The following is a 12,576-nucleotide window of genomic DNA, read 5'->3' as shown; positions in this document are numbered from 1 at the left end:
GGCCCGGTCGAAGCTAGCCCGAGGTCTTCGTGGGCCGGTCCTCGGGCCCTACGCTGTTCATCCACCGCGGTTCGATCGCCGCTGAGCGGACCACACGGGCTGGACACCCGCCCAGCAAAGGCCTTCAGCCAGCGAAGACCGCCGGCCCCTGCCCGTCAAGTCCCCGCCAGTTGCCCAAAACCCCCGTCCCGGCTACACTTCGCCGGCTTTGCGGCTGGACCGTTCGTTCTTCGAACCCCTTCCGCGGCCGCCCACGCCGGGCGTCACCGGCGAATACACACCTGCCGCCACAGCCCGTGCCGGGGTGCCGCGCGATCAGTCGGGAGCCCAGGCTCCACGACCGGACAAGCGGTTCGGACACGGAAGCGACAGGGAGGCCCAACCCCGGAACCCCTCGCCTCGGAGCCCTGCTCCGGGTCGAAACGCCATCACTCATGCGGCGTCGGTTCCACTGCCTTCGGAGTAATGCAATGCCCCAGATCACCATGCGCCAGATGCTGGAAGCCGGCGTCCATTTCGGCCACCAGACGCGCTACTGGAATCCCAAGATGGGTCCGTACATCTTCGGCGCCCGCGGCAAGATCCACATCATCAACCTCGAGAAGACCGTTCCGCTGTTCAACGACGCGATGAACTTCATCTCGGCGATCGCGCAGAAGCGCGGCACCATCCTGTTCCTGGGCACCAAGCGTTCGGCGCGCGAGTCGATCCGCGAAGAAGCCGAGCGTTGCGGCATGCCGTTCATGACCCAGCGCTGGCTCGGCGGCACCCTGACCAACTTCCGCACCGTCAAGCAGTCGGTCTCGCGCCTGAAGGAACTGGAAGCCGGCGAAACCGACGGCACCTTCCAGAAGATGGTCAAGCACGAAGTGCTGGGCCTGCGCCGCGAGCGCGACAAGCTGGAAGCCTCGCTGGGCGGCATCAAGGAAATGAACCGTCTGCCCGACGCGCTGTTCGTGATCGACATCGGTCATGAAGACATCGCGATCAAGGAAGCCAAGAAGCTCGGCATCCCGGTGATCGCGGTGGTCGACACCAACTACGATCCGGAACTGGTCGACTACGCCATCCCGGGCAACGACGACGCCATCCGCGCGGTGCAGCTGTACGCCCGCGCCGCCGCCGACGCCGTGCTCGAAGGCAAGGCCGCCGCTCCGCAGGTCGGCAACGTGCGCGAAGAAGATTTCGCCGAAGCCGAAGGCGAAGCCGGCAAGGACGACCGCAAGGGCGCCCCGCGCGGCCGCGCTCCGGCCAAGAAGGGCCCGGCTCCGGCCGCCGCCAAGAAGGCCGACGGCGAAGCTCCGGCTCCGGCCGCCGAGTAATCGCGGCCGTCGTCAGCGCCCGGTAACGCAGCCGCGTCATAGTGCGCGGCTGCGATACGCACCATCCAACCTCGCAGAAGCGGCGCAAGCCGCGATCGTCGCCGCATCCCGGCGATGCCAGTCGCGGCTTGCGCCGCTTCTGCGGGGCAACACGTATACCTGAGGTAACCCCAATGGCTGATATTTCCGCTTCCCTGGTCAAGGAACTCCGCGAGCGCACCGGCGCCGGCATGATGGAGTGCAAGAAGGCGCTGGTCGAAAACAACGGCGACATCGACGCCGCGGCCGAATGGCTGCGCAAGTCGGGCCTGGCCAAGGCCGACAAGAAGGCCGGCCGCGTGGCCGCCGAAGGCCGCATCGCGGTCGCCCAGGACGGCGGCAAGGCCGTGCTGGTCGAGATCAACTCCGAGACCGACTTCGTCGCCAAGGACGCGAACTTCCTGACCTTCACCGAGACCGTGGCGCAAGCCGCGCTGTCCTCGGGCGCGGCCGATGCCGAGGCGCTCAAGGCGGTCAAGCTGGCCTCCGGCGAGACCGTCGAAGAAACCCGCGCCGCGGTCATCGCCAAGGTCGGCGAGAACCTGCAGGTGCGTCGCCTGATCCAGATCGACAGCGCCAACAACGTCGCCGCGTATGTGCACGGCGGCCGCATCGGCGTGCTGATCGAGCTCAAGGGCGGCGATGCCGACCTGGCGCGCGGCCTGGCGATGCATGTCGCGGCGATGAACCCGCCGCACATCAAGGCCAGCGACGTGCCAGCCGACTTCGTGGCGAAGGAAAAGGAAATCGAACTGGCGAAGATGTCCGACAAGGACAAGTCCAAGCCGGCCGACATCCTGGAGAAGATCATCGGCGGCAAGATCGCCAAGATCGTCAACGAAGTCACCCTGTACGGCCAGCCGTACGTGCTGAACACCGATCAGACCGTCGAGCAGGTGCTCAAGGCCGCCGGCGCCGACGTGGTCAGCATGCAGCGCATCGCGGTCGGCGAAGGCATCGAGAAGCAGGTCGACGACTTCGCCGCCGAAGTCATGAAGCAGGCGGGTCTGGCGTAAGCCATTCCGCGGGTTTCAAGCTGCAGTACGAGAAAGGCCGCGAAGTTCGCGGCCTTTTTCTTTGGGTGGGATTTGGGAATCGGGGTTTGGGGTTTGGGGTTTGGGGTTTGGGGTTTGGGAGTCGAGGGTCGAGGGTCGAGGGTCGAGTAGAGCGTGACGCTCTATCGCTGCGGGTTGCGCAAGTTGTCCGAAGCGACGAACTCCCACGTTCCAACGCACTTCCCTACCGTCATTCCCGCGAACGCGGGAATCCAGTGACTTCAAGCGTTCTCGCACGAAAGGCACTGGATTCCCGCGTTCGCGGGAATGACGTTCTTGAGAGATGGCGCTGAAGTCTCTGGATGTTCGGCTTCGCCGAAGTAAAGCAACGCCCGCCTTCGCGGGAATGACGTTCTTGAGGGATGGCGCTGAAGCCGCTGAATATTCGGCTACGCCGAAATAAAGCCGAGCCCGCCTTTGCGGGCATGAAGTTCTGGCGCGATAGCGCTGAAACCTCAACCCGCCATCACCACAACCCAAGCCGACCTGACCCACCCCGCCTTGCAAGGCCCCCGATACACCTGCTTGCGGGCGATCGGCGCGCCGACCTCGCACTTCATCCCGGGCGCGGTGGGATAGACGATCGCAAGCCACCGATCGCCGTCTGCGCTATCGCACAGATACACCTCGCGGCCGTTGCCGAGCTTGTCGAGCATCGCGTACGCAGCGCCCGGCCCGGCGCGCACCGCGAGAAACCCGTCGCCGTCGGCCCTCAGACCGGTGACCTGCGCGAGCGAACCGCAGGCATCCAGCACCTCGTCGCCTCCGACCCGCACCGGCACCGCCGCGGGCGCCCTCGCCTGCGCGACCGGCGCAAGCAGCGCCACGGCCAGCATCGATCCCGTCCACATGCGTTTACTCATGTTCAATCTCCTGTCGTCGCCCGCAGTCGAGCGCGCGCAGCCTCAGCCGGCGATGATCCCGATCCAGTTCCAATGAACCCAGCCGGATTTGCACGGGCCGCGATACTTGCCGATATCGGCCGACTCCGCGAGGCAGCGCGCGTCCTTCGAACCCGGGTCGGGATACAACACCGACACCCATCGTCCCTCGCCGCGGCACAGGTAAACCCGGCGGCCGTTGCCGAGCTTGTCGAGCAGCGCATGCTCGCTACCGGGCCCGGCGCGCACGGCGAGAAAACCGTCGCCGCCCAGCTTGAGCCCGCGAACTTCGCCGATCGATTCGCAAGGGCTTCCCGCCCCGATGTCGCCGACCGGCGTCGAGGACGGCGGTCCGGCGGCGGCCGAAGCCGCCAGCAACACCCACGCGCCGCCGAGGCACAAGCGCATCGCTGTCTTCATCCGTGCACTCCTTGCAGATTCAAACACGGGCCACGACTCCCGAAGCGCGCGCCGCCGAAACGACGCGCGCCGGTTCACGCTGTCGCGATCAGCTGGTCTGCTGGAAATACACTTCTTCGTACGGCTGCACCACCACCCAGCCGGTGCCGGAGAACTTGAGCTGGATGCTCTCGCCCGAGCCGCGGCCGAACAGCGTGCCCAGCGAGATATCGGTGACGATGTCCGGGCTCAGGCCGCCGGACCAGGCGACGGTCGCGTTCGGGTCGGTGAACACCGGCTGGTCCGGGGTCACCGCCAGGGTCAGCGGCTCGTAGTGCGAGGTGATCGCGACCACGCCGCTGCCGCTGAGTTTGATGTTGAACAGGCCGCCGGACATCATGCCCGAGACCTTGCGCATCATCTTGATGTCCGATTGCACGCCGTCTTCATAGGCGAGCACGTCGTTGCCGTTGACGAAGATCGACTCGCCGGCCAGGCGCAGCAGGGTGATCTTCTTGCCGGCATCGGCGATGTAGACCCGGCCCTGGCCTTCCATCTTCATCAGCTGGGTGCCTTCGCCGCTGATCGCCTTCTTCAGCAGGTTGCCCAGGCCCTGTTCGAGCATGCCCTGGCGGACGAACTTGACGCCGCCGCGGTAGGCGACCATCGAGCCGGACTTGGCCCAGACGCGGCCGTTGAGCTTGACTTCCAGCAGGTGCGAGCTTTCCAGTTCGAAGGCTTCCTGGCTCAGATCCTTCTGCTTGGACGCTTCGACGAATTCGTTGAGGTTCTTGATCGACACTTTCCATCTCCTTGGGTAATGCGCGGCGGCGACCTCACGGTGGGCGCGCGCGGCGGCGGTTCCAGTGGCTGGACCGGCGGCCGGATCATACCCGGTCCTCCCGTGTCCGCCTTTTACATCACGGTTTTCGAACGCCGCGCGCGCCCGACCGCCGCATGGCGCAAATCGGCGCGACCGCGGCGTCCCGCCTCGCTCCACCCGGCCGATCCGCGCCCGGCGACGGCCTGGACAGGTGCGGCGCCGACCCGGCCATCGCGTAGCGGCCCGTTCGCGCATGCCTGCGCGCGCGGCGCTTGAGCTACAATCCGCCACGTTTTCCGCCTCCCCCGAGACCGCCCATGTCCCAGCTCGTGTATCGCCGTGTCCTGTTGAAACTCTCCGGCGAAGCATTGATGGGCGATGAGGACTACGGCATCGACCCCAAGGTGATCGGCCGGCTCGCGCGCGAAGTCATCGAAGTGCAGCAGGCCGGCGCCGAAATCGCGCTGGTGATCGGCGGCGGCAACATCTTCCGCGGCGCGGGCTTGGCGGCCGGCGGCATGGACCGGGTCACCGGCGACCAGATGGGCATGCTGGCCACCGTGATCAACGCGCTGGCGATGCAGGATTCGCTGGAAAAGCTCGGCGCCAAGGTGCGGGTGATGAGCGCGATCAAGATCAACGACGTGTGCGAGGACTACATCCGCCGCCGCGCCATCCGTCATCTGGAAAAAGGCCGTCTGGCGATCTTCGCCGCCGGCGTCGGCAGCCCGTTCTTCACCACCGACTCGGGCGCCGCGCTGCGCGCGATCGAGATCGGCGCGGACCTGCTGCTCAAGGCGACCAAGGTCGACGGCGTGTACGACAAGGACCCGAAGAAGCACAGCGACGCGGTGCGCTTCGACAAGCTCAGCTACGACGAGGTGATCACCCGCGACCTGCAGGTCATGGACACCGCCGCGTTCGCGCTGTGCCGCGACAGCGAACTGCCGCTGCGCATCTTCGACATGGGCCAGCCGGGCGTGCTGCTGAAGATCCTGCGCGGCGAGAACATCGGCACGCTAGTGCAGGGCCGCGGCTGATCGCGCAGCGGCGACGAACGGGCATCGCCCGGAACATCGCTTTCGCGGTCCGGCGCTCGATCATCGACCGCTTGCGTCTCATGCCGGAACGAAAAGACCCGCCATTGGCGGGTCTTTTTATTTACCAGGTCCGATTATTCCGTCGTGGTGGCGTCGCTTGTACGCTCGCGCGCTCGACGACATTGCGCTGGCGCGCTCATCGCGTCGCCGCGCGGCCACCCGACACCGTCAGCGCCACACCTCGACCTGCGCTTCGCGCTTGGCCTGCTCGGTGATGCGCGCGATCTCGGCCGGGCTCATCGCGTAACGGCTCGCGTCGCGCTTGGCCTGTTCGGTAATGCGAGCGATCTCGGCCGGGCTCATCGCATAGCGGCTCGCATCGCGCTTGGCTTGCTCGGTGATGCGCGCGATCTCGGCCGGGCTCATCGCGTAACGGCTCGCATCGCGCTTGGCTTGCTCGGTGATGCGGGCAATCTCGGCCGGGCTCATCGCGTAACGGCTCGCGTCGCGCTTGGCCTGCTCGGTGATGCGCGCGATCTCGGCCGGGCTCATCGCGTAACGGCTCGCGTCGCGCCGGGCCTGTTCGGAGATGCGCGCGATCTCGGCCGGGCTCATCGCGTAACGGCTCGCGTCGCGCCGGGCCTGTTCGGAGATGCGCGCGATCTCGGCCTTGCTCATCGCATGGCGACCGGCATCGCGCCGGGCTTGCTCGGCGATACGGCGGATCTGCGCTGCTTCCGGCGCGGAGAGCAGCGCGTCGCGACGCGCCTGAGCGGCATCGCGGCGGGCCTGTTCGATGTCGCGTCGATGCTGCGCGCTGTCGAGCCCGTGCTGACTGGCGTCGCGCCTGGCCTGTTCGGCATCGCGCTGGGCCTGCTCGACGTCGCGGCGCGCCTGAGCGGCATCGCGTCGCGCCTGTTCGCCATCGCGCTTGGCCTGATCTGCATCGCGCCGGGCCTGTTCGCCATCGAGCCGGGCTTGCTGTCCCGCGTCGCGCGCCGCGCGCTCGGCGGCGATGCTGGCCGTCTGCGCCTGACGTTCTGCGTCGCGCCCGGCGCGTTCGGCATCGCGCGCCGCGCGCTCCGCCGCGACACCGGCCGCCTGCGCATGGCGCTCGGCTTCGCGTCCGGCGCGTTCGGCCTCGCGACCGGCCTGCTCGGCCGCGCGCCCGGCTTTCTCCGCGTCCACCGCCGCCCGGCGCGACTCGTCCATGCGTTGCCGCAAGCGCGCGCGGGTCGCCGCGTCGGTCACCGGCTGATAGCCGCCGTCGGCGCTCACCTTGTAGTACTGATCGCCCTTGATCGCCCAGACCTGCGGATCGCCGCCGTTGTTGATCTCGGTAATGCGGGTTTCGCCGTTCTTGTCCGAGGAATGGATCGACACGCTGCGCGATTGCGATTGCGGCGCGCGCTCGCCGGCCGCGGCGGTCACCCGATACGGCACCAAGCCGACCAGGACGATGGCGGCAGTCAGGATCAAACCGCCCAGGTGCGAGGACGGAGTCGCGTTCTGCAACATGATGAGTCTCCTCTTCAAAATCGTGTAAGTGGGGGATGCGCTGGCGACACCGGCCGCCGGACGCGGCGCGACGCCAAGACGCAGCAACAGGCGCCCGTAGTCGTGCGCGGCATAGCGACGGGTGTCGAGCACGGCCGCGTCGCAGGCCGCTTCGCGCGCGATCGAGTACTCGCGGGCGATCACATGCGCGAGCGGATGAAAGAAGAACAGGTGCTGGACCAGCGCCGGCACCCAGCCCCACCACAGGTCGCGGCGGCGGACGTGGACCAGTTCGTGATGCAGCGCCATCGCCAGTTCGTCGCCGCTCAGATGCGCCAGGCGTTCGCGCGGCAACAGCACCGTCGCCGGCGGGCCGATCAATTGCGGCGAATCGATCTGCGTCGACACCCGCAGCGGCGGCAGGCGATTCAAACCCAGGCTGGCGCCGAGCGCGCGATAAGTGGAGAGCACTTGCGGTTGTTCGCACGGCCGCGATGCGGCGATGCGGCGGCACGCGGCGGCATAGCCGCGCACGCTGGCGAAGGCGACCAGCAGAAATCCGGACAGCCACAGGGCGGCGAACACCAGCGGCCACGACAGCCAGTCGGGGGTCAAGTAATGCGCGGTGGGCGCGGTTGCGGCGGCGACCGTGGCGTCCGTCGCGCCCTTCGTCACGAAGAACGGCAATTGCGCCGCCGACGACAACTGCGGCGCCGCCGCCGCGACGCTCGCGGCCTGGCTCGCCCGATCCCACGACGCCGGCAACAGCGGCAGGCTCAACGGCGTGGGCCACAACGCGCCGAGCAACAACTGCAACGCGGCGCACCACCACAACCAGCAGCGCAACGCGGCGCTCAGACGCAGATAACGGCACAGCAGCCATACCGCCGCGACCACCAGCAGCGATTGCAATCCGGCCGCGAGCAAACGCGGCAGCAGGACATCACCGATCCAGTCCAGAGTCATCTCAATCCTCCTTGCGCCGCGATTGCAGATCGGCGACCAGACTTTCCAGTTCGGCCAGTTCGTCGTCGCTGACCTGCGCGCGCTGCGACATCCACGCCACGAACGGCGAGACCGAGCCCTGCAGGGTGTTGGCGACGAACTTGCCGACCGCCGAGCGCATCACGTCGTCGGGCTGGGTGGCGGTGGAATAGCGGTACACACCGCCGACCTTGCGCCGGCGCAGGTAGGCCTTGGCGCGCAGGCGCTCCATCATGGTCAGCACGGTCGAACGCGCCAGCCCGCGCGGCTCGCCGTAGCCGCTTGCGACTTCGCCGACCGAGGCGTCGCCCTGTTCGGCCAGGTATTGCAGCAGCGCCAGTTCCTGGTCGCCGATGGATTTGCGGTTCATGTCGCCCCTCATGGCTACAGCTGTAGTCATAGTTGCTTTGACTACAAACGTAGTCAACGTGCCTGAAGTCATGCCGCCCTCGCCCGCGCGGCGACACCCGGCATTGGGATTCGCCGACGCCGGTCATGGTTTAAACCGGTCGCGCGGTGGCCTGTAATAGTGTTCGCGGGCGCGGCCGTGACAGCATTCGCCCATGCACTCGCACAGTCACCACGGCCACCACCACGGCGTCAGCGGCACCCGCGCATTCGCCGCGGTGACCCTGATCAATCTGGCCTATACCGCGCTGGAAGCCGGCTACGGCTTCATGACCAATTCGCTGGCGCTGCTGTCGGACGCGCTGCACAACTTCGGCGACGTACTCGGCCTGGCGCTGGCCTGGGGCGCGGCGGTGCTGGCCAAGCGCGCCCCGACCGCGCGCCACACCTACGGCTGGCGGCGCGCGACCTTGCTGTCGCCGCTGGCCAATTCGCTGTTGCTGGTGGGTTTCTCCGGCGCCTTGGCCTGGGAGGCGATCCGCCGCTTCAACGCGCCGCCGGAAATTCCCGCGCTGCCGGTGATCGTGGTCGCCGCGCTCGGCATCGCGGTCAATCTCGGCGCGGCCTGGCTGGTGCGCGACGGGCACGATCACGACCTCAACCGCCGCGGCGCTTTCCTGCACCTGATGGCCGACGCGGCAGTGTCGCTGGCCGCGGTGCTGGCCGGCGCCGGCATGTGGCTGACCGGCTGGGAATGGCTGGACCCGGCGATCGCCTTGCTGATCGGCGCGGTGGTCGCGGTCGGCGCCTTCGGCCTGCTGCGCGAAGCCTTCAACGCGGCGATGGACGCGGTGCCGCGCGGCATCGACCGCGGCGAAGTCGAAGCCCTGTTGCGCCAGCAGTCGGGGGTGCAGGCGATCCACCATCTGCACATCTGGTCGCTGGGCGCGGGCGAAATCGCCATGACCGCGCACATCGTGCGGCCCGACGACCACGACCACGACGCCTTCATCGATCGCCTCAACCGCGAACTCGACCGTCGCTTCGGCATCAATCACCCGACCCTGCAGGTCGAACACGGCCGCGCCTGCGAGCACGATCGCCACGACCGCGCGCCGCACGGCGGGCACGCGCATGGGCACGAGGGGCATGGGCACGATGCGCATGGGTCGGATCATTCGCACGATCACGGCCATGCGCACCATGACCATGACTACAGCCATGGTCCGCGGCATGACCATGACCTCGGTCATCAAGCGCACCGTGACCATGACTGCGGTCATGGTCACGACGGCCATCCTCACGACGACCGGCCCCACGACGAGCACCCGCACGACCACCCGCGCCAGCACGCCCATCGCCCCTGAGCGCCGCATGCTGCATCGCAGCGAAAATGCCGGCCCATCGCACCGCTCACCCGGCCGGGCCTGAACGCAGCCGCTACGATTCCGCGCAAAACGTGATCCCCGGCGACGCATCGCCTGCATTCGCGATGCGCATCGTGCCGCGCCGCATCCCCTCGAACGACCGCGAACGCTCGTCAATTTCGCCGATCCGGGCCGCCGTGGGCGTCCGCGCCGGGACCCCGTGGCCCGCAAAACCCGCCCGAGCCCATATAATCCCGCGATTACCGCTACTGGAACGGAGCCGGCGATGCTCAACGACATCAAGAAAGACTCTCAGAACCGCATGACCAAGAGTGTCGAAGCCTTTCGCCACGACCTGACCAAGATCCGCACCGGGCGCGCGTCCACCGCGCTGGTCGATCATCTGAAAGTGAACTACCACGGCTCCGAAATGCCGCTGGGCCAGGTCGCCAGCGTGCAGGTCAGCGACGCGCGCACCCTGACCATCACCCCGTGGGAAAAGCAGATCGTCGGCGCGGTCGAGAAGGCCATCCTCGCCTCCGACCTGGGCCTGACCCCGAACACCGCCGGCACCGTGATCCGCATCAACCTGCCGGCGCTGACCGAGGAACGCCGCAAGGAACTGACCAAGGTCGTGCACGCCCAGAGCGAGGACGCCAAGGTCGCGATCCGCAACATCCGCCGCGATGCCAACCATCAGGCCAAGGAACTGCTCAAGGACAAGAAGGTCACCGAAGACGAGCTGCGCAGCTTCGAAGGCGAGATCCAGAAGATCACCGACAGCGCGATCAAGGACGTGGACGGCGTGGTCAAGGCCAAGGAACAGGAACTGATGGCGGTGTGAACCGCCGGGCCCGCGCCCGCCGAGTTCGGATCACTGAACTTCTGCGCGGCGTGCGGGTCCAGCACTGGGCTGCCTGGATCGAGCCCGCCCCCGGACCGTGCCGCCCGACCCGCCCCAATCCCGCCGATTCCGCCGTCCCATCCGCAGCCTGAGGTCTTCATCATCGGCGCCATGCCTTCCGAGCCCGCCAACGCCGCGCCCGCACGCATCCCGCGCCACCTGGCCGTCATCATGGACGGCAACGGCCGCTGGGCCGAACGGCGGCGCCGGCCGCGCATCATCGGCCACCGCGCCGGCGCGCGCGCGGTCAACGTCTGTATCGACTTCTGCATCGCGCGCGGCGTCCAGGCGCTGACCCTGTTCGCGTTCTCCAGCGAAAACTGGGGCCGGCCCGAGGACGAGGTCGGCGCGCTGATGAAGCTGTTCCTCAATGCGCTCGAGCGCGAGGTCGAGGAACTCGACCGGCGCGGGGTACGGGTGCGCTTCATCGGCGAACGCGAGCGCTTTTCCGAAAAGATCCGCGAGCGCATGGCCGCGGCCGAGCGCCAGACCCGCAACAACACCGTCTTGCACCTGAGCATCGCCGCCAGTTACGGCGGCCGCTGGGACATCGCCCAGGCCGCGCGCTCGCTGGCCGCGGAGGTCGCGGCCGGCACCTTGGCGGTGGAAGCGATCGACGAACGCCTGCTGGCCTCGCGCATGTCGCTGGCCGAGCTGCCGGCGCCGGACCTGTTCATTCGTACCGGCGGCGACACCCGAATCAGCAATTTCCTGCTGTGGCAGCTGGCCTATACCGAACTGTGGTTCACCGAAGCGCTGTGGCCCGAGCTCGACGCCGGCTTGCTGCAGACCGCGCTGGACGATTTCGCCAGCCGCGAACGCCGCTTCGGCCTGACCGGGGCGCAGATCGCTCTCGCCCAGCCCAACGAGACTGTTAAATGACCCGAACCCGCCTGCTTGCCGCGCTGGTCATGGCGCCTGTCGCGATCGCGGCGATCCTGCTGTTGTCGACGCCGTGGGTGATCGCGCTGACCGCGGTGCTGTTCCTGATCGGGCTGTGGGAATGGTTCGATCTGGCCGAGATCGAGGACACCCTGTCGCGCACCGTGCTGCTGGTGGTGCACATGGCGCTGATGGTGGCGATCGTGTGGGCCTCGCGCACCAGCGGCCTGGGCGCGGCGCAGGCGCCGTCGATGGTGCTGTTCAAGATCGCCTCGCTGGTCGGCGTGGTCTGGTGGCTGCTGGCGCTGCTGTGGCTGCAGCGCTTTAACTTCGCCAGCGATCACCGCACCTATGCGCGCATGTTCAAGCTCGCCGCGGCCGCGTTGAGCGTGATCCCGGCCTGGTGCGCGATGGCCTGGATCCACGCCGAGGGCCCGATCGGCCTGGGCGGCCTGCCGGTCGGCCATTGGTGGCTGCTGACCGCGCTGGCGGTGGTGTGGGCGGCCGATTCGGGCGCGTATTTCGCCGGACGCAAGTTTGGCATGCTCAAGCTCGCGCCGCGGGTGAGCCCCAACAAGACCGTCGAAGGCCTGGTCGGCGGCGCCATCGCCGGCGTCGCGGCCGGCGTGGGTTTCTCGATGCTGGCCGGCGCGACCACCGCGCAGCTGCCGTGGGTTGCGCTGGTGTCGCTGGTGGCGATGCTGTTCTCGGTGGTCGGCGACCTGTTCGAGAGCCTGCTCAAGCGGCATGTCGGGGTGAAGGATTCCGGGCATCTGATTCCGGGGCACGGCGGCATTCTCGATCGCATCGACGGCGTGCTCGCGGCGCTGCCGGTGTTCGCGCTGGGCAAGGCGATTTTTGGGTTTTGATGATGAGCCTTGTCGAAGCCGATGGTTTTTCGTTGACTGCTGGCGCCGCGGCGCTCGCAGTTGCGAAAAAAGCGAATCCTCCTGTCCCCCTTTTGCAAAAGGACGGGACGTATTTGCAAAGCCTGCACCACGCAGACGCAGCGAGTAATTGGCGTGCTTCTGATAA

The 12,576-nt window shown here is 67.7% G+C and carries 12 protein-coding genes; 7 read left to right on the top strand and 5 right to left on the bottom strand.

From position 1 onward, the window contains the following. Window positions 1-470 precede the first annotated feature (470 nt). Window positions 471-1,322 (top strand): 30S ribosomal protein S2, encoded by an 852-nt coding sequence (gene rpsB, locus IEQ11_RS08485; protein WP_036113735.1) that lies wholly within the window; start codon window positions 471-473, stop codon window positions 1,320-1,322. Window positions 1,323-1,495: 173 nt separating this feature from the next. Further along, complete coding sequence (gene tsf, locus IEQ11_RS08480) at window positions 1,496-2,377, top strand: translation elongation factor Ts (RefSeq protein ID WP_046656141.1); 882 nt, start codon at window positions 1,496-1,498, stop codon at window positions 2,375-2,377. A gap of 494 nt (window positions 2,378-2,871) precedes the next feature. On the opposite strand, the gene IEQ11_RS08475 is transcribed toward tsf, so the two are convergent. The 3 genes from IEQ11_RS08475 to IEQ11_RS08465 form a co-directional block, all read right to left on the bottom strand. After that, window positions 2,872-3,279: an integron gene (locus IEQ11_RS08475; protein ID WP_191821919.1), complete on the bottom strand. Its 408-nt coding sequence runs from the start codon at window positions 3,277-3,279 to the stop codon at window positions 2,872-2,874. A 42-nt stretch (window positions 3,280-3,321) separates the two neighbouring features. Then, window positions 3,322-3,717: an SH3 domain-containing protein gene (locus IEQ11_RS08470; RefSeq protein ID WP_191821918.1), complete on the bottom strand. Its 396-nt coding sequence runs from the start codon at window positions 3,715-3,717 to the stop codon at window positions 3,322-3,324. A gap of 88 nt (window positions 3,718-3,805) precedes the next feature. After that, window positions 3,806-4,498 carry an AIM24 family protein gene (locus tag IEQ11_RS08465; protein WP_036113729.1) on the bottom strand — a complete coding sequence of 231 codons (693 nt, stop codon included), beginning with the start codon at window positions 4,496-4,498 and terminating at the stop codon, window positions 3,806-3,808. Window positions 4,499-4,836: 338 nt separating this feature from the next. On the opposite strand from IEQ11_RS08465, the gene pyrH reads away from it, so the two are divergent. Next, window positions 4,837-5,559 (top strand): UMP kinase, encoded by a 723-nt coding sequence (gene pyrH / locus IEQ11_RS08460; protein ID WP_036113722.1) that lies wholly within the window; start codon window positions 4,837-4,839, stop codon window positions 5,557-5,559. Between the two features lie 228 nt (window positions 5,560-5,787). On the opposite strand, the gene IEQ11_RS08455 is transcribed toward pyrH, so the two are convergent. Further along, the gene (locus IEQ11_RS08455; protein WP_247024762.1) at window positions 5,788-8,022 is read right to left on the bottom strand and encodes a M56 family metallopeptidase; all 2,235 of its coding nucleotides are present in this window, start codon (window positions 8,020-8,022) and stop codon (window positions 5,788-5,790) included. 1 nt (window position 8,023) lies between these two features. Then, window positions 8,024-8,410, bottom strand: a complete 387-nt coding sequence (locus IEQ11_RS08450; protein ID WP_036113719.1) for a BlaI/MecI/CopY family transcriptional regulator — start codon at window positions 8,408-8,410, stop codon at window positions 8,024-8,026. Window positions 8,411-8,603: 193 nt separating this feature from the next. On the opposite strand from IEQ11_RS08450, the gene IEQ11_RS08445 reads away from it, so the two are divergent. The 4 genes from IEQ11_RS08445 to IEQ11_RS08430 all read left to right on the top strand — a co-directional run bounded on the left by IEQ11_RS08445 (window position 8,604) and on the right by IEQ11_RS08430 (window position 12,410). Then, window positions 8,604-9,755, top strand: a complete 1,152-nt coding sequence (locus IEQ11_RS08445; protein WP_281439925.1) for a cation diffusion facilitator family transporter — start codon at window positions 8,604-8,606, stop codon at window positions 9,753-9,755. A 286-nt stretch (window positions 9,756-10,041) separates the two neighbouring features. Then, a complete protein-coding gene (frr, locus tag IEQ11_RS08440; RefSeq protein WP_036113716.1) occupies window positions 10,042-10,599 on the top strand; it encodes a ribosome recycling factor in 558 nt (185 codons plus the stop codon). A gap of 171 nt (window positions 10,600-10,770) precedes the next feature. Then, window positions 10,771-11,541 carry a polyprenyl diphosphate synthase gene (gene uppS, locus IEQ11_RS08435; RefSeq protein WP_191821916.1) on the top strand — a complete coding sequence of 257 codons (771 nt, stop codon included), beginning with the start codon at window positions 10,771-10,773 and terminating at the stop codon, window positions 11,539-11,541. Further along, a complete protein-coding gene (locus tag IEQ11_RS08430) occupies window positions 11,538-12,410 on the top strand; it encodes a phosphatidate cytidylyltransferase (protein ID WP_036113709.1) in 873 nt (290 codons plus the stop codon). The genes uppS and IEQ11_RS08430 overlap by 4 nt, the downstream gene beginning before the upstream one ends. Window positions 12,411-12,576 lie beyond the last annotated feature (166 nt).

It is taken from the genome of Lysobacter capsici, assembly GCF_014779555.2.
GTDB lineage: Bacteria > Pseudomonadota > Gammaproteobacteria > Xanthomonadales > Xanthomonadaceae > Lysobacter > Lysobacter capsici.
This window is presented reverse-complemented; position numbering and strand designations above follow the sequence as displayed.